The following is a 20,653-nucleotide window of genomic DNA, read 5'->3' as shown; positions in this document are numbered from 1 at the left end:
GGGCGGTGATGGTTCCTCCTCGGTGGGGGCGGGTCGAGCGGGACGAGCACGGCGAACAGATCCCAGCATAAGTCGACCCCGGGTCCGGTACTTGTAAACGGACCCGGGGTCAGGTTAACGTCGGCACCATGACGACGCACCCCGCGACACCTGGGGCAACACACCCCGCTGCACACCCCGCAACGCCCCATTCAGCGACCGACGTATTCATGCGCTCCCTGGACCTCCTCCTCGCCAAGGACATCGACGGCTGGGTCGGTCTCTGGGCGCCGGACGGAGTCTTCGAGTTCCCCTTCGCGCTCCCCGGCGCCCCACACCGGCTCGTCGGCCGCGACGCCGTGCGCGCCTACATGGCCGACTACCCCGACCACATCGACCTGCGGAGCTTCGAGGACCTGACCGTCCACCGCACCGAGGACCCCGGGACGATCGTGGCGGAGCTGCGCGGCACCGGCCGGGCGGTCGCCACCGGGCGCCCCTTCGACATGCCGTACATCCAGGTCATCACCGTCCACGAGGGCCGGATCACGCGCTTTCGCGACTACTGGAACGGCGCGCTGGTCGCCGACGCCTTCGACGGCGAGATCCCCGTCGGCGCCACCCGTTCCGGAGAGACCCGATGACCATGCGCTTCCTGATCACCGGCGGCACCGGCACCACCGGCAGCCGCGTGGCGACCGCACTGGCCGCCGAGGGCATGTCCGTACGCGTCGGAAGCCGCACCCCGGCGCCGGGCACCGGCCAGGTCCGCTTCGACTGGAGCGACCCCACCACGCACGGCCCCGCCCTCACCGGCACGGACGGCGTCTATCTGGTGCCGCCCATCGGCGACGCCGAGCCCGCCCGGCTGATGGCGCCGTTCCTGGAGCGGGCCCTGGACGCGGGCGTGCGCCGCTTCGTGCTGCTGAGTTCCTCCGCCATCGCCGAGGGCGATCCGGGAGCGGGCGAGGTGCATCGTGCGCTGCGTCAACTGGCCCCGGAGTGGGCGGTGTTGCGCCCTTCATGGTTCATGCAGAACTTCGTCACGCCGGGCCATCTCCACGTGGAGAGCATCCGCGCCACGGATGAGATCGTGACGGCCACCGGGGAGGGCCGGGTGGGGTTCGTCGACGCGGGCGACATCGCGGCCGTCGCCGTACGGGCCCTGGCGGACGAGCGGCCGCACAACGCGGCGCACCTGATCACCGGGCCGCAGGCGCTCGGCTACGCGGATGTCGCGGAGGCGGTCTCCAAGGTCTCGGGGCGGGAGATCCGCCATCGCTCCGTCCCGGCGGCGGACTTCCGCGAGCGGCTCGTCGCCTCCGGGATGCCCGAGGCATTCGCCCGCGTCCTCGCCGCCATGGACGACGGCATCGCGCACGGATCGGAGGACCGCGTGGACCCGGCGGTCGAGCGGATCACCGGCCGTCCGGCCCGCGACTTCGCGGACTTCGCCGCCGAGAACGCAGCCGCGTGGGCCCGGACGGCCTGACCGCGGCCACCCGCGCAAGGCCTCACGCCCCGCGACTGGGCCTCACTGCCCGCCGCAGCCCCTCACGCCGGGGCGAGCGGCACCAGCTCGCACGCCTGGGCCACCTCGTCCAGCGAGAGGCCGAGCGCCGTCGCGAGCGCCGACACGGTGAAGAACGCGGGCGTCGGGGCCCGCCCCGTCTCGATCTTGCGGAGCGTCTCCGCCGAGAGCCCGGCGGCCGCGGCCACCTCCACCATGCTCCGCTCGCCACGCGCCGAACGCAGCAGCCGGCCGAGCCGCTCGCCGCGCTCGCGCTCTTCAAGGGTCAGGGGAGTTCGAACCATGCACCCACCCTAGTCGAGAATCCCATTCTCATACCGGTATAGTAATTGGCCCCACTGGGGAGCACGGCAGGGGCTGGGACCTGCCGGTCCTCCTGGCGCTGAACGCATGGGCGGAACCGCGCGGCCCGGTGAAAGTGCCGGGCGGGCCCTCACAGGCCCGCCCGGCCCCGTCTCACTCCGGCCGAACGACCATCGCCGACCCGCCGCCACGACGCACCTTCTCCGCCGCGGCGAGCCACTTACCGCCCGGCAGCCGCTGCACCGCGGTGGCCGCCCCGATCTCGGGGTTCCGCTTGAAGGAGTGCCCGATCGCCTCGAGGTCGGCCCGCACCGGGCTCTCCCACAGGCCCGGCTCCAACTCGGTCTGCGCGGCGTTGCGTTGGCTCGCGCGCGGCGCCGCGATCGCGTCCACCAGCGGCAGCCCCCGGTCGACGAAGCCCGTGAGGGTCTGCAGGACGGTCGTGATGATCGTGGCACCGCCCGGCGAGCCGAGCGCGACCACCGGCTTCCCCTTCTCCAGGACGATCGTCGGGGCGATGGAGGAGCGCGGACGCTTCCCCGGGCCCGGCAGGTTCGGGTCATGGACGGCCGGGTCGGCGGGCGCGAAGGAGAAGTCGGTCAGTTCGTTGTTGAGCAGGAAGCCACGCCCCGGCACGGTGATCCCGCTGCCGCCGGTCGACTCGATGGTCAGGGTGTAGGCGACGACGTTGCCCCACTTGTCGGCGGCCGTGAGGTGCGTCGTGTTCTCCCCCTCGAACGTGGTCGGGGCGGCCTTGTCGCCGGACCCGCACGCCGCCGGATTCCGCGGGTCGCCCGGCGCGAGCGGGCTCTTGAGGACCGCGTCGTCGCGGATCAGGCACTCCCGCGAGTCTGCGAACTTCTGCGAGAGCAGTTCCTTCGTGGGCACGTCCTCGAAGGCGGGGTCCCCCACCCAGCGCCCGCGGTCGGCGAAGGCGACACGGCTGGCCTCGATGTAGCGGTGCAGGTACTTCTTCTTCGAGGCCTTCGAGAGGTCGGTGCGCTCCAGGATGTTGAGCGCCTCTCCGACGGTCGTGCCGCCGGAGGAGGAGGGGGCCATCGAGTAGACGTCGAGGCCTCGATAGGAGGTCTTCGTCGGCGCCTGCCGCTTCACCGCGTAGGCCTTCAGGTCCTTCGCGGACAGGTCGCCGGGCCGGGCGACGCGCCCGGACGCCGGGTCCACGGGCGGCTTGTTCACCGTCCGTACGACGTCCTTGCCGATGCCGCCCCGGTACAGCGCCCCGATGCCCTTGCGCCCCAACTCCTCGTAGGTGCGGGCGAGATCGGGGTTCTTGAACGTCGAGCCGACCACGGGCAGCGCGCCCCCGGGCAGGAACAGCTTCGCCGTGTCCGGGAAGTCGGCGAACCGCGCCTGGTTCGCCTCGGTCTGCGAGCGGAAGGTCCCGTCCACCGTGAAGCCGTCGCGCGCGAGGCGCTCGGCGGGCTTCAGGAGCGTGCCGAGCCGCTTGCTGCCCCATGCGTCCAGCGCGGACTGCCAGGTCGCGGGGGTGCCGGGAGTGCCCACGCCCAGGCCGCTGGTGACGGCGTCCGCGAAGGGGATCGGTTTGCCGTTCTCCAGGAAGAGGCCGGAGTCGGCGGTGCGCGGGGCCGTCTCGCGGCCGTCGATCGTGCTCACCTTGCGGCTCTTGGCGTCGTAGTGGACGAAGTAGCCGCCGCCCCCGACACCCGCCGAGTAGGGCTCGGTGACGCCGAGGGCCGCCGCCGTGGCGACCGCCGCGTCCACCGCGTTGCCGCCCTTCTTGAGGATCTCGATCCCCGCGGCCGACGCGTCCGCGTCGACGCTGGAGACGGCGCCTCCGTGACCGACGGCCACCGGCACCTTCGCCGGGGTCCGCGAGGCCGGTTCAGCTGAGCGCGGAGACGAAGGGGGCACGGCCGCTCCGACCGACACCAAAACCCCTCCGACCGCCAATAGCGTCAGATTCCGTACGACAGCACGACGCATTCGTACCTCCAGTCAACAACCGTCTGCGCAGCGTAACTTCGGTTCCCCCGCCACGTCAGGACCCCCTCGAACACGGGTCCTAGAGCCCGCTAGCATGCGCCCCCATGACTGAAGACGTGCGCACTGTCGTCCTCGGCCTGATCGCGGCCGGCCTCGGTGCCGTGCTGGGCTGGCTCGCCCGTACCTACCTGTGGCGGCGCAAGCTCCGCCGCAAGCAGGCCTTCTTCGGGCTGCCCGACAACTCCGAGTCGCTGCTCGTGGTGAACCGCGAGGCGGGCGGGCCCGAGCTCACCGTCGTACGCCACGACGTGTTCGCGCTCCTGGAGCTGGCCGCGGTGATCAAGGACTGCGGGGCGCACGCCCAGCTCGTCGCGCACGACGCCGCCCAGCAGAGCTTCGGCGAACGCACGGAGTTCTGCGTCGGCTCCCCGACGGCCAACCGCCGCATGGCCGCGCACATGCACTCCCTGCTGCCGGGCGTACGGATCAACACCGACCCGGAGCCGGGTCCCGACCGCGGGGCGTTCCAGATCGGCAGTGAGCGGTACCGCATGGAGGGCGGCATCGCGGAGTACGTGATCCTCGCGCGGCTCACCGCGGGGCAGGGCCAGGAGGCGAGACCCGTCTTCCTCTTCTGCGGCCAGCGCGCGATCACCAACCAGGCGGCGACCCGCTATCTCGCCCGGCACCACGAGCGCCTCGCCCGCAAGCACGGCGCCAACACGTTCGTCCTGCTCCTGAAGGTCGTCAACTCCCAGGCGTACGGTCCCGACGTCGTCGAGCTGGTCGGGGACGTCACCCGCGCCGCCCAGGCCCCGGCCCCGGCGGTCACGCCGCCGCGCACGTCCCATCGCGCCAAGTAGGCGGCCGGTCACCGAGCGCCGACGGTCACGCCCGGCTCATATCCCGCCTCTGTGACCTATTCGGCAATTCGGGGCAACAGGCAACCCACCGGGACCTTTGACCCTCTCTCCGTGCAGTTCCACATTCGCACGGAGGTACGTTCCCTTGAGGCCCCTGAGCTCGCCGAGTCGCCGACGCCCCGCACGCACCCGCCGCACCGGAGCCGCGGTCACGGCCGCCGGCCTGGCGACCCTGGCCGCCGCACTGACCGCCTGCTCGGGCAGCACTCCCGCGTCCGCCGACACCGCCGCGGACAAGCCGGACATATCCGTCAACTTGCAGGGCAAGAAGGCCAAGGCGGGCTCCCCGGTCGAGGTGAAGCTGGCCGAGGGCAAGCTGAAGCAGGTCACGGTCGCGGACGCGAAGGGCGAGAAGCTCACCGGCAAGGTCGCCGCGAACGGCACCACCTGGACCTCGGACCGCAAGGCGTCGCCCGGCACCTCGTACAAGGTCACGGCGACGACGGACGAGGGCGGCAGCGCCCGCACCTCCTTCAGGACGGCCGCCCCGGAGCAGGTGAACAAGCTGTCCCTGACGCCCGGCAAGGACACCACGGTCGGCGTCGCGCAGCCCCTGTCGGTCGTCTTCGACCACCCGGTGAAGAACAAGGCCGACGTCGAGAAGCACCTGAAGGTGACGACCTCGAACGACACCACCGGGTCCTGGGGCTGGATCAAGAACTACGACGGCAAGGACCGCATCGACTGGCGCCCCAAGGAGTACTGGAAGTCGGGCACGAAGGTGAAGCTCGACGCCCAGCTCAACGGCGTCGACTCGGGCAGCGGCGGCGGCTGGTTCGTCCGCGACTACGCGACCGGCTTCACCGTCGGCAAGAGCCAGAAGGTCAAGGTCGACCTCGACAGCAAGCAGGCGACGCTCGTGCGCGACGGGAAGAGCGTCAGGACCGTCCCGATGTCGGCGGGCACCCCCGGCGGCGACAAGGCGTCCTGGGGCGGCACGTCCGTCCTGATGGCCAAGGAGGGCACGATCAACATGCGCTCCGAGACGGTCGGCCTGGGCGACGCCTACGACAAGATGGTCGACAACTCGATGCGTCTGACCTGGTCGGGCATGTACGCGCACGCGGCTCCCTGGAACGCCTCGTACTTCGGCAACACCAACCACAGCTCGGGCTGCATCGGCATGAGCGACGGCGACGCCTCCTGGCTCTACGGCCAGGTGCAGGTCGGCGACCCCTTCGAGGTCTCCGGCAGCGGCTCGAAGGGCGTCCCGGACCCGGGCAACGGCTACGGCGAGTGGAACATCTCCTGGACCGACTGGCAGACGAAGAGCGCGCTCGCCTGATCAAGCGCTCAACAATCGTTACCGTGGCGTAACTTACCGACGGGTTACCCCCGGTAAGACGCCGAGGTTACCGTCGGGTCACTTTGCTTGCACGAGTAAGGAGTGACCCGTGGGACAACCGCGCAAGGCTCTGCGTACGACCACCGTGGGCGCCGTCTCGGCGACTCTCGTCGCCGGCGCCGCCTTCGGCCTCGCCCCGGCCGCCCAGGCGGCTCCGGCGGCCGCTCCGCGGGCGGCGAGCTCGGCGGACGTACGCTTCGTCGACATACCCGGCGACGGCGGCACGATCCTCAAGGCCAACGTCTTCACGCCCAAGGGCGCGCAGGCCGGCGCCGCCGGCACGAAGTACCCCGCCATCGTGCTGCCCACCAGCTGGGCCATGCCGCAGATCGAGTACGTCGCGCAGGCCCAGAAGCTCGCGAACTCCGGCTACGTCGTGGTCAGTTACAACTCGCGCGGCTTCTGGCAGTCCGGCGGCGAGATCGAGACCGGCGGCCCCGAGGACATCGCGGACGCCTCCAAGGTCATCGACTGGACCCTGGAGAACACCCCGGCCGACCCGGAGAAGGTCGGCATGGGCGGCGTCTCGTACGGCGCGGGCATCAGCCTGCTCGCCGCCGCGCACGACAAGCGGATCAAGGCGGTGGCCGCACTCAGCGGCTGGGCCGACCTGATCGACTCGATCTACAGCGGCCGCACCCAGCACCAGCAGGCCGCCGGGCTCCTCGGCGGCGCCGGCATCCTCACGGGCCGCCCGAGCCCCGAACTCCAGCAGACCCTCAAGGACTTCCTCGCCTCCAACCTGGACAAGGAGGACGAGATGATCGCGTGGGGCGCCAAGCGCTCCCCCGCGACCTACATCGACCGGATCAACAAGAACGGCGCGGCCATCATGATGGGCAACGCCTGGGGCGACACGATCTTCCCGCCCAACCAGTACGCCGAGTTCTACGAGCAGTTGACGGGCCCCAAGCGCCTGGAGTTCCGTCCGGGCGACCACGCCACGGCCGAGGCGACCGGCCTGCTCGGGCTGCCCAACGACACCTGGACCTCCACCCAGCGCTGGTTCGACCGCTACCTCAAGGGCGAGAAGAACGGCGTCGACGGCGAGCAGCCCGTCCAGCTCAAGTCCCGCTCCACGGGCGGCTACGAGGGCTACCCCGACTGGAAGTCCGTCGGCGCGACGAAGAAGAAGATCGACCTGGCGGGCTCCACCACGATCCGCGCGAATGTCGACTCGGGCGCCAACGGCGGCACCGTGCTGCTCTCGAACGCCCTGGACCAGTTCCTCAAGATCCCGCCGATGGCGTCGGTGCCGCTGCTGCCGCGGCGCTACGCGAGCGTGTGGCAGTCCGAGAAGTACACCGCGGAGCAGCGGGTGCGCGGGACGGCGAAGCTGCACACCACGCTCACCAGCACCAAGGAGAGCGGCACCCTCGTCGCGTACCTCTACGACGTGGGCCCGCTCGGCCTCGGCAAGCTGGTCAGCAACGCGCCGTACACCTTCCACGGCAAGACCCCCGGCCGGCCGTTCGGCGTGGACCTGGAGTTGTTCTCCACGGCCTACGACGTCCCGGCAGGACACAGGCTCGCCCTGGTGGTCGACACGGTCGACCCGCTCTACATCGAGCACAACCCGTCCGGCGCGCAGCTGACCTTCTCCTCGCCCGCGTCCGACCCGTCGTACGTGTCGGTCCCGCTGCGCGAACAGTGATCACCGGCTGCTGCCGGGTCGGGCCCTGGCCCCTTTAGCTACTGCGCACCCGGCAGCAGCGTCCCTGGTTCGGCCGGTGCCACTTCCGCGGCCTCGGTCTTGGGATTGCGCCGCTGTCGCTTGGACACCCACTGGGCGAACCACGAGAGCAGCATGCACATCCCGATGTAGATCGGCGAGATCACCAGAACCACGGGGATGAAAGGTAGATCGTAGTCGAGGTTCGACGCGATCAGCTTCCCGGCGTGGAGGAACTCCTCATAGGTGATCAGATAGCCGAGCGAGGTGTCCTTGAGGGCGACCACCAACTGGCTGATGATGGCGGGCAGCATGGCGCGCACGGCCTGCGGTACGAGGACGTGCGTCATCACCTGCGTCTTGCGCATCCCGAGCGCGTACGCCGCCTCCCGCTGCCCGCGCTCCACGGAGTTCACGCCCGAGCGGAAGACCTCGGCGAGCACCGAGCCGTTGTAGAGCGTGAGCCCGGTGACCAGGGCCGGCAGCGGCTGGACCTTCAGCGCCACGAAGACGAAGAAGATCATCACCAGGACCGGCATCGCGCGGAAGAACTCCACGAGGAGCGTGGCCAGCCAGCGCACGGGGCGGTGGTCGGAGAGCCGCCCCATGGCGAGCAGGCCACCGAGGGCGAGCGCGAGCACCGCGGAGATGGCGAAGGCCTTGAGGGTGTTCCCCAGGCCCTTCAGGAGCAGTTCCTGGATGCCCGTGTACTCGAAGGGCGTCCACTTCGTCGCGGTGAACTGGTCGGTGTCGAAGAGCAGATAGATGATCCAGCCGACCAGGGCGAGCAGGATCACGGTGGAGAGCAGCCCGTAGAGCTTGTGCCTGCGCTCGGTCCTGGGGCCCGGTACGTCGTAGAGGGCGGTTGATTCGTGGGAGAGGGCTTTCATCGGGCGACTCCCCAGCGCTTCTCGAGGACATTGAAGACGGCGCTGATGGCGAGGGTGATGATCAGGTAGCCGACGGCGATCCAGACGAACGTCCAGATGATGTTGTAGCCGAGCTCACTGAGCGTCTTGTACGTGCCGAGCAGCTCGGTGACGCTGAACGCGCCCGCGATGGCCGAGTTCTTGGCGAGGGCGATGAGGGTGGAGCCGACCGGCGGGATGACGGACCGGAAGGCCTGCGGGAGCACGACCATGGACAGGGTCTGGCCGAAGGTCATCCCCAGGCTGCGGGCGGCCTCGCCCTGGCCCTTGGGGACGGTGTTGATGCCCGAGCGCAGTGCCTCGCAGATGAAGGCGGAGGTGTAGCAGCCGAGCGCGAGGACGGCGAACACCTTGAAGGGCAGGACGAGTCCGAAGCGCGGGAGTCCCAGCAGCACCGCGAAGAAGAGCAGCGTGAGCGGGGTGTTGCGCAGGACGGTCACCCAGGCGGTGCCGAACGCCCGGAAGGAGCCGACCGGCGCCACCCGGCACGACGCCATGACGAAGCCGAGCACGAGGGCCAGGATCGAGGCGTAGACGGTGAGTTCGACGGTGCCGACGAACCCTTTGCCGAAGGTGGAGAAGTTGTCTGTCAGTACGTCCACGACGCCTCCTCAGCTCGCCGGGTAGCGGTCGATGGCGGGCGGCTTCGGCGCCGGGACTCCGGAGAGGCCCAGGGTGGCGTCGTAGGCCTTCTTCCAGTCGCCGTTCTTCTCCCGGGCGGCGAGCGCGTCGTCGACGGCGAACCGCAGGGTGTTGTCGCCCTTGGGGACGCCGATGCCGTAGGGCTCCTTCGAGAACGGCTTGCCGACCACCTTGAGCTCGTCGGGCACCTTGGCCGCGTACCCGATGAGGATGGCGTCGTCGGTGGTGACGGCGTCGACCTGATAGGTCAGCAGGTTGTCGACGCAGACCGAGTACGTGTCGTACGCGACGAGCGTCGCCTTCGGGTAGTCCTTCTGGATGCGCTGGTAGGGGGTCGACCCGGCGGCCGAGCAGACCTTCTTGCCGTCCAGGTCCCGCGGCCCCTTGATGTCGTCCTCGTCGGAGCGCACCAGCAGGCCCTGGCCCGCCATGTAGTAGGGGCCGCCGAAGCCGACGAGCTTCTTGCGGAGGTCGTTGATGGTGTAGGTGCCGACGTAGTAGTCGATCTGCCCGTTCTGCAGGGCGGTCTCGCGGTTCGCCGAGGCGATCGTCTTGAACCGGATCGACTTCGGTTCGAAGCCGAGCGAGGCCGAGACCATCTTGGCGATCTCGATGTCGAAGCCGGAGTACGTCCCGGTGGCGGGGTTCTTCTCGCCGAGGAAGGGCTGGTCCTCCTTGGCCCCGACGACGAGGTGACCGCGCCTCTTGGCCTTCTTCCAGGTGCCGGAGCCCGGCAGCGTGAAACCCTTCGCCACCTGGTACTTGGGCAGTTCGTCGGGCTGCGGCCCCTTCACCGGGGGGCTGCCCTCCTTGCCGCAGGCGGTGGCGGCGCAGGCGGCGAGGACGAGCGCCGCGAGCAGACGTGTCGTACGCATCATGGCTGTCCCCCCGTCAGTGCTTGAGGATCTTGGAGAGGAAGTCCTTGGCCCGGTCGCTCTCCGGGTTGCTGAAGAAGTCCTCCGGGGCGCGGTCCTCGACGATGCGGCCGGCGTCCATGAAGACGACACGGTTGGCGGCCGAACGGGCGAAGCCCATCTCGTGGGTGACGACGACCATGGTCATGCCGTCGCGGGCGAGGCCCTGCATGACCTCGAGCACTTCATTGATCATCTCGGGGTCGAGGGCCGAGGTCGGCTCGTCGAAGAGCATCACCTTGGGCTCCATGGCGAGCGCGCGTGCGATGGCCACACGCTGCTGCTGGCCGCCGGAGAGCTGCGCGGGGTACTTGTCGGCCTGTGTCGCAAGGCCCACCCGCTCCAGGAGCTCGCGGGAGCGCCGCGTGGCGTCTTCCTTCTTCTTGCCCCGCACCTTCACCGGCGCGAGGGAGACGTTCTGCAGCACGGTCTTGTGGGCGAAGAGGTTGAAGGACTGGAACACCATGCCCACGTCGGCACGGAGTGTGGCCAGCGCCTTGCCCTCTTCCGGAAGCGGCTGCCCGTCCAGTGCGATGGCTCCCGACTGGATCGTCTCCAGCCGGTTGATCGTCCTGCAGAGCGTTGATTTCCCCGACCCTGACGGGCCGATGACCACGACCACCTCCCCCTTGCCGACGGTGAGGTTGATGTCCTGGAGGACATGCAGCTCCCCGTAGTACTTGTTCACATCACGCAGCTCGATCAGCGGATCGACGGCCATGCCCTGCCCTGCCCACTCTCGGCGGTCTCGGTCCGCGCAAACTATCTACGCGAAAACGGGACTTACTGGACGACACGCACGTATGGGCATTAACCGTATTTCCAGTTACGTCATCCCGCGGCTACGCCTCCGACGCCTCCGCGTAGACCTGGGACAGCTCGGGAGCACCCGTCACCGCCCAGTCGAGCCCCGCCTCCACCACCTGGATCTCGCGCCCCGACGCGAGCTGCACGACGGGGCTGCCGCCGGGCAGGACGTGCCAGGTGGCGCCGGGCACCGTACGGACGATGACCGAACCCAGGTACAGGCCCGCGTCGTTGCCCAGCCACGGCAGCATCTCGGGGTCGTCGCGCCAGCGCGGCAGGAGCTGGTCGAGTGCGGTCAACGAGGCCGGGGAGTCGTCGAGTTCGAGCCCCGCGGTGGCTGCCTGGGAGCGCAGCAGCTCGCATTCGGCGAGGAGTTCGGCCACCCCGGCCGGATCCGCGTCGAACGCCGAGGCGAGTCCTGGGCTTCGGTCGGCGGCCTGCTGCTTGCGCCACTTGCCGAAGAAGGAGATGTTCATGATCGGCCTCTCCGTGAGGGTGCCTCTGCTCCCCGGTCCAACGAATGTAACTTGCGTCAGTTGATCACGGAATCATCCGAGTGCGCCCGACGCGTCGGCGAACCGGCGATACGCGTCGGTGAATCGCCGACGGTCTCTTCGGCTGTCCGCAGCGGCACTTCGCGGATCGGTCAACGCCTATGTACGGCCGCGCCTGCACCGAGGTGCCCCGGAGTGCACCTGACTGATGAACACCGGCCGCTACCCCACGTTCCGGCGCAGCTCCGGCGCCGGCGGCATCTTCGGCGACCCGCGGGCCAAGCTCCAGTCGGGCCTGGACTGTGTACTCGACGGCATCGGCGTCCGCACGGACATCTGACGGGGCGCCACCCGGCGGATTCCGGCATCCCGGCGAGTTCGGGTCGTGTTCACGCGCACCTCATTGACGCTTCTCCCTGACCTCCTTAGCTTCATGGCGCACCTGTCGTCACGTCAGCTTCAGCCAAGGGGAGGGGTCTGGTGTGCGCCCACGCAGCTCGCGTGCCTCGCGTATCTCACGTATCTGGGGATCGGCCGCCGTACTCGCGGTACTCGCCGGCGTCGCCCCCGTGGCGACGGCGCAGGCCGCCCCGCACAGACCCGAGCCGCTCCCCCTGGAGCGGCTCTTCGACAACAGGGCGGTCAGTGACGACGCGCGCCCCGGCGACGCGGACTTCGACGGCTCGGGCGGCTCGCTCTCGGCCCAGGACCTGACGGCGGCGGGCTGGACCCCGGGCCGCTCGCTCGCCGTGGACGGGGCGCGGCTCACGCTGCCCCGCACGGGCGCGGGCGAGGCGGACAACGTCCGGGCCGACGGGCAGTCCGTGCGGGTGCGCGGGCGCGGGGACGCGCTGGCGTTCCTGGTCGCGGGCACGGGCGGCGAGGCCAGCGGCGCGGGCACGGTGCGCTACCGGGACGGATCGAAGGGGACGTACCGCCTGACGGCACCGGACTGGCGCTCTGGTCCGCTCGCCACGAAGGCGGTCGCGCTGCCGCATCTGAACACCCCCGGCGGCCAACTCGCCGAGAAGACACGGCTGTACGTGGTGACCGTGCCGGTGGCGCGCGGGCGCGAGGTCGCTTCGGTGACCCTGCCCAAGGACCCGGGCGCCCCGGATCTGCACGTCTTCGCGCTCTCCGTGCGGCAGCCCGCGAAGGGGTGGACCGGCAGCTGGTCGGCGTCGACGGCCGGGTACACGGCGGTGGGCCCGTGGGCCGACCGGACGGTGCGGCTCGTCGTCCACACGAGCACGGGCGGGCCGCGGGTGCGGATCCGGCTCGACAACACCTTCGCCTCCGCGCCGGTGCGGATCGGCAGCGCGACGGTGGCGGTGCAGGAGTCCGGCGCGGGGGCGCGGGGCGAGCCGCGGCGGCTGTCGTTCCGGGGCAAGACCGGCACCCAAGTCCCGGCGGGTACCCAGGCGTTCAGCGACCCGCTGGACTTCGACGTGCCCGAGGACACGAACCTCCTGGTGAGCTTCCACCTCCCCGAGACGGTGACGACCGCGCCCGTCCACAGCCAGGCCATACAGCGCTCGTACGTGAGCGGCCCCGGCGACCACGCGGCGGACGGCTCCCCGGCGGCGTACACCTCGACGATCACGACCTGGCCGCTGCTCACCGGGGTCGACGTGGGCGGCGGTCCCGGCTCCGTGGTGCTGCTCGGCGACTCCATCACGGACGGCGTGAAGTCGACGCAGGACGCGAACCACCGCTGGCCCAACGTCCTCGCGACGCGGCTGCTCCGGCAGGACGAGGTGCCGCGCTTCGGGGTGCTGAACCAGGGGATCTCGGCGAACCGCGTGGTCGCGGACCGCTATCCCGGCGACGGGGTCTCCACCGACACGGGCGGCGTGAGCGCGCTGCACCGCCTGGACCGTGACGTGTTCGCCCAGACGTCGGCCCGTACGGTCGTGCTCTTCGAAGGCGTCAACGACGTCCGCTGGGGCGCGTCGGCGGATCAAGTGATCGCCGGTATGCGGGAGATCGCCGAGCGGGCGCACGCGCGAGGCCTGCGCGTGGTGGCCGCGACGATCGCGCCCTGCCGGGGCGAGACCCTGTGCACGGCCGCGGCGGATGCCGAGCGGATGAAGGTCAACGACTACCTGCGGGCGGGCGGCGACTTCGACGCCGTCCTGGACTTCGACGCGGTGCTGCGGGATCCGGCCGATCCGGCGCGGATGCTGGCCGCGTACGACAGCGGGGACCATCTGCATCCGGGGGACGCGGGGCTCGCGGCGATCGCGGACTCGGTGGATCTGGGGGCGCTGGTCCCGGAGTGATTCCTGAGGGGCCCGTAAGGGGCGCGGGGAACTGCGCGGCCGGCCCTCACCGGCCCGCAGGTCCCTCACCCCGCACCCGGCGGAGCGCTACAGCTCCAGGTCCACCACGACCGGCGCGTGGTCGGACGCGCCCTTGCCCTTGCGCTCCTCGCGGTCGACGTACGAGTCCGTCACCGCCTTCGTGAACGCCTCGTTCCCGTACACCAAGTCGATCCGCATGCCCTTGTTCTTGGGGAAGCCGAGCTGGCGGTAGTCCCAGTACGTGAACGGGTGGTCGTACTTCAGGGGGCGGGGCACGACGTCCGAGAGGCCCGCCTCGCGCAGCGCGGCCAGCGCCGCGCGCTCGGCGGGGGTCACGTGCGTGGCGCCCTCGAACAGGGCGGGGTCCCACACGTCCGCGTCGGTCGGGGCCACATTGAAGTCACCGAGGACCGCGAAGGGCCGTGCGCCCGCCGCGTCGGCGGCGACGGAGGCCTTCAGCGCCTCGAACCACTGCAGCTTGTATGCGAAGTGCGCGTGGTCCACCTCGCGGCCGTTGGGCACGTACACCGACCAGACGCGCACGGAGCCGCAGGTCGCGGAGATCGCGCGGGGCTCCTGGACGCCGTCGTACTCGGGGCCGCCGGGCAGGCCGACCGTCACGTCTTCGAGGCCTACGCGGGAGACCAGCGCGACGCCGTTCCACCGGCCCGTCGCGTTCACCGCCGACTCGTAGCCCAGCTCGCGCAGCTCGGCGGCGGGGAAGCCCTCGGCGGTGGTCTTGGTCTCCTGGATGCACAGCACATCCGTACCGCTGCTCTCCAGCCAGGCGAGGAGCCTCGGCAGCCGAGCGGTGATCGAGTTCACGTTCCAGGTGGCAATGCGCATGCTTCACAACCTACCGGGCGCCACTGACAGTGCCCGGCCCGCCGGTCAGAGGTCGGCGGACTCTCCCGGGGTGAGCCGCAGGTGCTCGGCGCCGCCGAGCGCCCCGATCTGCGCGTCGTAGATCGGCCGGGCCAGGTCCGTGAGCAGCGCGTCGTGGATGTCGTAGGCACGCTGCGGCTTGATCTCGCGTACGTAGTCGATGACCTCGGAGATCTTGCTCCAGGGTGCCATCACCGGCAGCATCAGCGTGTCCACCGGCTGCTCGGGCACGGTCAGCGCGTCGCCCGGGTGGAAGACCGAACCGTCCACCAGATAGCCGACGTTGGTGATCCGCGGGATGTCCGGGTGGATCACGGCGTGCAGCTCGCCGTGCACCTGTACGTCGAACCCGGCGGCCGTGAACGTGTCGCCGTGCCCGACGGTGTGCACCCGCCCCGGGAAGGCGGCCGAGATCTTCTCCGCGACGGAGCGCAGGGTCCAGATCTCGGCGGCCGGGTTGGCCTCCATGCCGGCGCGCAGCCGGTCCTCGCTGAAGTGGTCGGGGTGCTCGTGCGTGACGAGGATCGCGTCGGCGCCGAGCGCCGCGTCCTGTTCGCTGAAGGCGCCGGGGTCGATGACGAGACTGAGGCCGTCCCGCTCCAGGCGGACACAGGCGTGTGTCTTCTTCGTGAGCTTGATGCGCTTCGCGGCAGTCGTCATGCCCCCATCCTGCTACTCCTGGGGCGTGGTTTCCTCACGGATCACGGCCTGGGCCACCTTGAAGGCGGAGTTCGCCGCGGGCACGCCGCAGTAGACGGCCGCCTGGAGGAGCACTTCCTTGATCTCCTGCGGGGTGAGGCCGTTGCGCAGGGCCGCTCGGGTGTGGAAGGCCAGCTCGTCGAGGTGGCCGCCGGCGACGAGCGCGGTGAGGGTGACGCAGCTGCGGGAGCGCCGGTCGAGGCCGGGGCGGTTCCAGACCTCGCCCCACGCGTAGCGCGTGATGAGCTCCTGGAAGTCCCCCGAGAAGTCGTCGGCCGCGGCGAGCGCGCGGTCCACGTGCGCGTCGCCGAGCACCTCGCGGCGGACCTTGATCCCCGCTTCGTACGGGTCGGGGCGTCCGCCGCCCACGGCCTCGGGCTGTTCCATGGGCCCGATCTCCGCGACGGGGAAGACGGGCGGCGGCGGGGCGAGCACCGGCTTGACGGGCACCGCGCTGATCGCGGCGTGCGTGCCGGTGGCGTCGGGCGCGATCTGCCAGGCGGTGGAGAAGTGGCGTACGAGAAGGTCCGTGACGGCCGCGGGCTGCTCGACGGGAGCGAGGTGGGACGCGCCAGGCACCACGGCCAGGCGGGCGTCCGGTATCCCCGCGACGAGGGTGCGGGCCTCGCCCTGCCCGGTGACCTGGTCCTCCGAGCCGACCAGGACGAGGGTGGGCACGCCGATCCGGTTCAGCTCGGCGCGCACGTCGAAGGCGGCGAGGGCCTCGCAGGCGGCGATGTAGCAGCCCGGGTCGGTCGTCCGCACCATCTGTACGGCCCAGTCGGTGATGGCGGGCTGCGCGGCGGCGAAGCCGGGCGTGAACCAGCGCTCGGGGGACGTGCGCGCGATGGGATCGAGACCGTTGCTCCGCACGATCACCCCGCGCTGGCGGAACTCGTCGGCGCTGCCGAAGCGGGGCGACGCGGATATCAGCGCCAGGGACGCCACGCGCTGCGGGTGCCGCAGGGCGAGCTCGGCGCCGATCGCGCCGCCGAAGGCGCAGCCCGCGTACCCGAAGCGCTGCACGCCGACCTCGTCGAGCGTGGCGAGAAGCCGCTCGGAGAGCTCGCCGACGGAGCCGCAGGGGTGCGCGGGGGAACCGCCGTGTCCGGGCATGTCGAAGCGGAACACCCGCCACTGCTTGACCAGCTCGGGAACCTGCCGGTCCCACATGTGCCAGGTGGTGCCGAGCGAAGGCCCGAGGATCAGCACGGGGGCGTCTTCGGGTCCGTCGAATCGGTACTGGAGGGCAGGGGTAGTCGTCTCGCTCACCGCTCTACGCTAACGGGCGGAGCTGACGCGTGAGTAAGAGGGTGCCGAAGCTCTCATCGGGAGGACTGGTCCGGCGCCGGAATTCCGCGCGGAAGGCGTTCTCAACTCCCGCCGCCAAGCGCCCTGTTCACTTCGCCCCGACGACGCAGCCCCGCCCACACGCTGAAGGCGTCCTGGTGGAGAAGGCTCGATGGGGGTGATCATGAGCGTGACGCGACGCGACCGGACATCCCCCGGCAAACAGCCCGAAAGGAACCAGGCATGAGCGAGGCCCCGCCCTACATCGACGCCGACGCGATGGCCCGGCTCGTCCCGATGGCCACGGCCGTCGAGGCGGTGGAGGCCGTCCTCAAGACGGGCCTGGACCCGGAGACGGAACCTCCGCGGGGAATCGTGGACGTACCGGGCGGCCAGCTCCTCCTGATGCCGTCCGCCACGACGTCGTACACCGGAGTGAAGATCGCCACGGTCACGCCCGAGAACGCGTCCCGCGACCTCCCCCGCGTCCAGGGCGTGTACCTCCTCCTCGACGGCGAGACGCACACTCCCCTGGCCCTGCTGGACGGCATCGCCCTCACCTCTCTGCGCACTCCGGCGGTCTCGGGAGCCGCGATCAAGCACCTCGCGGTCCCGGAGGCCGGCCGCCTCCTGGTCTTCGGCACCGGCCCCCAGGCCTGGGGCCACGTGGAGGCGGTCCGCGCGGTACGCCCGACCCTGGCCCACGTGGACGTCGTGGCCCGGAACCCGGAGCGGGTGGCGGCCTTCGTCGACCGTTGCCGCGAGGCAGGTCTCTCAGCGGCGCCCGCGACCCCGGCGGACGTCGCCACCGCCGACGTGGTCTGCTGCTGCACGACAGCGCGCGAACCGCTCTTCGACAGCGCACTGCTCCCGCCCCACGCGACGGTCGCGGCGGTGGGCTCGCACGAACCGGACGCCCGCGAGGTGGACGAGGGTCTGCTCAGGCGCGGCCTGGTGGTGGCGGAGTCGCACGGGGTGGCGCTGCGGGAGTGCGGCGACATCGCACTGGCGGTGAACGCGGGCGCCTTCGACATGACCCGGCTGCGGACGCTGGGTGAGCTGGTACAAGGCAAGATCGACATCCCCGCGAACCGCCCGCGGTTGTTCAAGTCGGCGGGGATGGCCTGGGAGGATCTGGGGGTGGGAGCGGCCGTCTTTGAGCGGTGGAGGAGCTGAGCCCACTCCGCCCCTCGGCGCGGCCCGTGCCGTACTGCGCCTGCCCACCGCCGCAGTCGGGCTTTGACCATCACTCTGCGGGGTGATGGCTGAGCACCCTATTAAAGAAATTCGGCTGGACCGCGAGGAAGTCGAGATACTCATCGACGCCGGCGTCATCCCCTCATAAGACGACGTCAACAAGCTGACGTCGCCCATCTCCGGAACCTCTTGATTGGCTGAATCCCTTTCCGCGGTGAAGCATCGCCGTCGACGCAGGGGGCATTTCCAGCCCGACCGGGCAAGGTCCGATTTCCCCGCGGTCATCCTCCGAGACTTCGCGGACGGCAGGGTCACATATCCGAGCGCGCTGAAGCCGGGTGGAGGAATCCACACCCGAATCTCCGGTACACCGTCGAGGACACCCGACCAGCCCTTGACGGTGCATCCGCTCCTGGGGTGATCAGCAACTCTCCCTCCGCGTTCGGCGGATGAGGCCGACCGCAGCGAATGCCACTCTGTAGCGGGCCTGGGCGACGTCCCACCACCTGGCAGGGGCCGCTCAGCAGCTCTCGTCGGCAGGCACCTGGCACGGGCTGGTTGAGAGTTCACCATTCTTCTCATACGGGCCGAGTGCCGCATCCAAGACAGGTAGGCTTCAGCGCAAGCTCTTGGGGAGAGCTTCGTCTCGTGCCCAAAAGGCAGTTGGGCCACGGCCTTACAGCCTTGCCATCCCGTGGGGGGATCTCGCCTTGCATGAAATCGTTAAAGGCGCCAACGCAACTCTGTCCGCTCTCAGTGCCAATGCAGACTCTGTCATCGTCAGCCTGAGCTGGAGCAGTCCTAGCGGTCAAGGTGATGCCGATGTATCCGTACTGCTGCTTGGCGATAAGGGGAAAGTCCGCAGCAACGCCGACTTCTTCTTCTACAACAACCCTGCCGCGACAGACGGCAGCGTTCAGCTGCTCGGGCTCACCCCGACGGAGAACGGCAACGAGGACCGGATCCAGCTCGATCTGAGTTCCCTTCCCGCCGAGGTCGACACGATCGTCATTGCTGCAAGCCGTCATCAGCGGGCTCAGTTCGGCGAGTTGGAGAACCTGCGCCTCACCCTGACGGATGGATCCGGCGACGCCGTACTCGGCTTTGCCATCACGGACGCGAGCGTGGAGAGCGCCTTCGTCTTCGGTGAGATCTACCGGCGCAACGAGGAGTGGAAGTTTCGCGCCGTGGGGCAGGGCTACGAAACGGGCCTTGCGGGCTTGGCCACCGATTACGGCATCGAGATCGACGAGGATGACGATCAGGAGACCGAGGCGGCGGGCGAGGCCGAAGGCGAGGCCGCACAACCCGCGGCACCCCAGGCGACGGCCGAAGCTGATTCGAAGTCCGGGGCGGTGGCAGTTCTCCCTGCTCAGTCCGTTCAGGAACCGACCGCTCCCGCACCCGCGCGCCGGCTGCGTACGGCCAAGAGGAAGATCACGCTTCCCAAGGCGCCGAAGGTCTCCCTGGCGGAGAACGACTCGTGGCGGGCTGCCCGGCTGTTCCCCGCCACGACGCTGAAGAGCGACCGGGAACGCGAGACAAGGGCCACGTCGATCCTGCTGTCCGTGATGGCTCAGGTCCCCGAGTTCGGGCGCCGTCTCACCGCCGCCTTCGGAGCCCCCGCGGGGCGTATGGAGACCTTCACCGAAGTCACTCTCCCCCACGGCGAGAACCCGAAGCGCCCGGACGGAGTCATTCGCGTCGAACGCGCCGGAAGACTGTGGACCGCTCTGGTGGAGACCAAGACCAACGGCAACTCCCTCAAGGACGTGCAGATCCAGGACTACATGGACATCGCCGCCCGACGCGGGTACGAGGCCGTCATCACTCTCTCCAACGACGTGGCCCTGGAGGGAAGCCCACTCGTCGATGTGAAGATCGACGGCCGCCGCAAGCACAAGGTGGCCCTCTGGCACCTCTCCTGGGCCGAAGTGACCCACCAGGCCCAGATGTTGATCCGTCATGAGGGCGTACGTCATGAAGCCCACGCATGGCTGTTGCAGGAGCTGCTCCACTACCTCCAGCACGAGAACTCCGGGTGCCACGGATTTCAGAACATGGGCCCGGCCTGGGTTCCCGTGCGCAAGGGCATCGACGACGAGACCCTCTGCCCCGGCGATCCCCGCACTGTGCTCGTCGTCGAAAGCTGGGAACGCCTCATCCGACAGGTCTGCCTGCGCCTCGGCGGCGAACTCGGCACCAAGGTCGTACCGGTGCAGCGCGCCAAGCGTGGGACCGATCCCCAGTCACGTCGCGCGCAGCTGGCGGACCGGCTCTGTGAGGACGGGCGGCTTCACGCCGAGATCCGTGTCGACGGAGCGGCAGGCACCCTGTCGATCGGCGCCGATCTGCGCCTCGGGAAGCTCAGGACATCCGTCGAGGTCCCGGCACCGGAGCAGGGGTACCCGCTCACCTGGGTGAAGCGGCTGATGAAGCAGCTCAGCGAGGCACCGGCGGACCTGCATGTCCAGACCCTCCTCGAGGATGAGGGCACCGGACCGCGCGGCACCCTGGAGCGACTGCGTCCCGAGCCCGGTGACCTGCTCCCGACGGGATCGCAGCGCATCAGCGGATTCCGGCTCTCGCTCTCCAAGAGTGTGGGAAGCACGCGGGGAAATGCCGAGTCCGGTTTCATTCGCAGTGTGGACTCCGCCGTCGACCGCTTCCACTCGACCGTGGTCACTCCTCTGGGACAGCGCCAAGCCGGGCGCTCGAAGGCGAGCGACGCCGACTAGCGCTCCAGCTCAATCGTGTCGGCCACTGCTCCTTGGC

19 protein-coding genes are annotated in these 20,653 nt (G+C 70.0%); 9 read left to right on the top strand and 10 right to left on the bottom strand.

Translation table 11 applies throughout. The features are described from left to right. Window positions 1–209 precede the first annotated feature (209 nt). Window positions 210–623 carry a nuclear transport factor 2 family protein gene (locus ACZ6ZP_RS08905; RefSeq protein WP_351158979.1) on the top strand — a complete coding sequence of 138 codons (414 nt, stop codon included), beginning with the start codon at window positions 210–212 and terminating at the stop codon, window positions 621–623. Next, window positions 620–1,471, top strand: a complete 852-nt coding sequence (locus tag ACZ6ZP_RS08900; RefSeq protein WP_469406143.1) for an NmrA family NAD(P)-binding protein — start codon at window positions 620–622, stop codon at window positions 1,469–1,471. Before ACZ6ZP_RS08905 ends, ACZ6ZP_RS08900 begins: the two co-directional genes overlap by 4 nt. Window positions 1,472–1,533: 62 nt before the next feature. On the opposite strand, the gene ACZ6ZP_RS08895 is transcribed toward ACZ6ZP_RS08900, so the two are convergent. Both ACZ6ZP_RS08895 and ggt read right to left on the bottom strand, forming a co-directional pair. Continuing rightward, the gene (locus ACZ6ZP_RS08895; RefSeq protein WP_351158974.1) at window positions 1,534–1,794 is read right to left on the bottom strand and encodes a helix-turn-helix domain-containing protein; all 261 of its coding nucleotides are present in this window, start codon (window positions 1,792–1,794) and stop codon (window positions 1,534–1,536) included. A 172-nt stretch (window positions 1,795–1,966) separates the two neighbouring features. Continuing rightward, the gene (gene ggt / locus ACZ6ZP_RS08890; RefSeq protein ID WP_469406141.1) at window positions 1,967–3,778 is read right to left on the bottom strand and encodes a gamma-glutamyltransferase; all 1,812 of its coding nucleotides are present in this window, start codon (window positions 3,776–3,778) and stop codon (window positions 1,967–1,969) included. A 104-nt stretch (window positions 3,779–3,882) separates the two neighbouring features. On the opposite strand from ggt, the gene ACZ6ZP_RS08885 reads away from it, so the two are divergent. The 3 genes from ACZ6ZP_RS08885 (at window position 3,883) to ACZ6ZP_RS08875 (ending at window position 7,700) form a co-directional block, all read left to right on the top strand. Then, window positions 3,883–4,641: a hypothetical protein gene (locus tag ACZ6ZP_RS08885; protein WP_366462997.1), complete on the top strand. Its 759-nt coding sequence runs from the start codon at window positions 3,883–3,885 to the stop codon at window positions 4,639–4,641. Window positions 4,642–4,786: 145 nt separating this feature from the next. Continuing rightward, complete coding sequence (locus ACZ6ZP_RS08880; RefSeq protein ID WP_383817557.1) at window positions 4,787–5,986, top strand: L,D-transpeptidase; 1,200 nt, start codon at window positions 4,787–4,789, stop codon at window positions 5,984–5,986. 109 nt (window positions 5,987–6,095) lie between these two features. Further along, window positions 6,096–7,700 carry a CocE/NonD family hydrolase gene (locus ACZ6ZP_RS08875; protein WP_469406138.1) on the top strand — a complete coding sequence of 535 codons (1,605 nt, stop codon included), beginning with the start codon at window positions 6,096–6,098 and terminating at the stop codon, window positions 7,698–7,700. A gap of 38 nt (window positions 7,701–7,738) precedes the next feature. Here ACZ6ZP_RS08875 and ACZ6ZP_RS08870 read toward each other — a convergent pair whose 3' ends face one another. From ACZ6ZP_RS08870 to ACZ6ZP_RS08850, 5 genes are all read right to left on the bottom strand, one after another. Continuing rightward, window positions 7,739–8,608, bottom strand: a complete 870-nt coding sequence (locus ACZ6ZP_RS08870) for an amino acid ABC transporter permease (RefSeq protein WP_361461989.1) — start codon at window positions 8,606–8,608, stop codon at window positions 7,739–7,741. Beyond that, complete coding sequence (locus ACZ6ZP_RS08865) at window positions 8,605–9,249, bottom strand: amino acid ABC transporter permease (protein WP_469406136.1); 645 nt, start codon at window positions 9,247–9,249, stop codon at window positions 8,605–8,607. Before ACZ6ZP_RS08865 ends, ACZ6ZP_RS08870 begins: the two co-directional genes overlap by 4 nt. 9 nt (window positions 9,250–9,258) lie before the next feature. Then, window positions 9,259–10,164 carry a glutamate ABC transporter substrate-binding protein gene (locus tag ACZ6ZP_RS08860; RefSeq protein WP_351158958.1) on the bottom strand — a complete coding sequence of 302 codons (906 nt, stop codon included), beginning with the start codon at window positions 10,162–10,164 and terminating at the stop codon, window positions 9,259–9,261. Window positions 10,165–10,180: 16 nt separating this feature from the next. Further along, window positions 10,181–10,924 carry an amino acid ABC transporter ATP-binding protein gene (locus tag ACZ6ZP_RS08855; RefSeq protein ID WP_361461994.1) on the bottom strand — a complete coding sequence of 248 codons (744 nt, stop codon included), beginning with the start codon at window positions 10,922–10,924 and terminating at the stop codon, window positions 10,181–10,183. Between the two features lie 121 nt (window positions 10,925–11,045). Continuing rightward, complete coding sequence (locus ACZ6ZP_RS08850) at window positions 11,046–11,486, bottom strand: DUF6278 family protein (RefSeq protein WP_351158953.1); 441 nt, start codon at window positions 11,484–11,486, stop codon at window positions 11,046–11,048. A gap of 226 nt (window positions 11,487–11,712) precedes the next feature. On the opposite strand from ACZ6ZP_RS08850, the gene ACZ6ZP_RS08845 reads away from it, so the two are divergent. After that, window positions 11,713–11,844, top strand: coding sequence for a hypothetical protein (locus tag ACZ6ZP_RS08845; protein ID WP_351158950.1), 132 nt, complete (start codon window positions 11,713–11,715; stop codon window positions 11,842–11,844). Window positions 11,845–11,986: 142 nt separating this feature from the next. Beyond that, the gene (locus ACZ6ZP_RS08840) at window positions 11,987–13,786 is read left to right on the top strand and encodes an SGNH/GDSL hydrolase family protein (RefSeq protein WP_469406134.1); all 1,800 of its coding nucleotides are present in this window, start codon (window positions 11,987–11,989) and stop codon (window positions 13,784–13,786) included. Between the two features lie 87 nt (window positions 13,787–13,873). Here the strand turns inward: ACZ6ZP_RS08840 and ACZ6ZP_RS08835 are convergent, their stop codons facing one another. Genes ACZ6ZP_RS08835 through pcaDC form a run of 3 tightly spaced genes read right to left on the bottom strand, consistent with a single transcriptional unit; the run spans window position 13,874 to window position 16,663 of the window. Continuing rightward, window positions 13,874–14,653 carry an exodeoxyribonuclease III gene (locus ACZ6ZP_RS08835; RefSeq protein WP_366462994.1) on the bottom strand — a complete coding sequence of 260 codons (780 nt, stop codon included), beginning with the start codon at window positions 14,651–14,653 and terminating at the stop codon, window positions 13,874–13,876. Between the two features lie 45 nt (window positions 14,654–14,698). After that, window positions 14,699–15,331, bottom strand: coding sequence for an MBL fold metallo-hydrolase (locus ACZ6ZP_RS08830; protein ID WP_351159374.1), 633 nt, complete (start codon window positions 15,329–15,331; stop codon window positions 14,699–14,701). Window positions 15,332–15,364: 33 nt separating this feature from the next. Next, the gene (gene pcaDC, locus ACZ6ZP_RS08825; RefSeq protein WP_351158943.1) at window positions 15,365–16,663 is read right to left on the bottom strand and encodes a bifunctional 3-oxoadipate enol-lactonase/4-carboxymuconolactone decarboxylase PcaDC; all 1,299 of its coding nucleotides are present in this window, start codon (window positions 16,661–16,663) and stop codon (window positions 15,365–15,367) included. Between the two features lie 261 nt (window positions 16,664–16,924). Here pcaDC and ACZ6ZP_RS08820 point away from each other — a divergent pair, with 261 nt between their 5' ends. After that, window positions 16,925–17,857, top strand: coding sequence for an ornithine cyclodeaminase family protein (locus tag ACZ6ZP_RS08820; RefSeq protein ID WP_469406131.1), 933 nt, complete (start codon window positions 16,925–16,927; stop codon window positions 17,855–17,857). Between the two features lie 731 nt (window positions 17,858–18,588). Continuing rightward, the gene (locus tag ACZ6ZP_RS08815) at window positions 18,589–20,616 is read left to right on the top strand and encodes a TerD family protein (RefSeq protein ID WP_469406549.1); all 2,028 of its coding nucleotides are present in this window, start codon (window positions 18,589–18,591) and stop codon (window positions 20,614–20,616) included. Window positions 20,617–20,653: the final 37 nt, after the last annotated feature.

This window comes from Streptomyces sp. NPDC054047, assembly GCF_055585065.1.
This window is presented reverse-complemented; position numbering and strand designations above follow the sequence as displayed.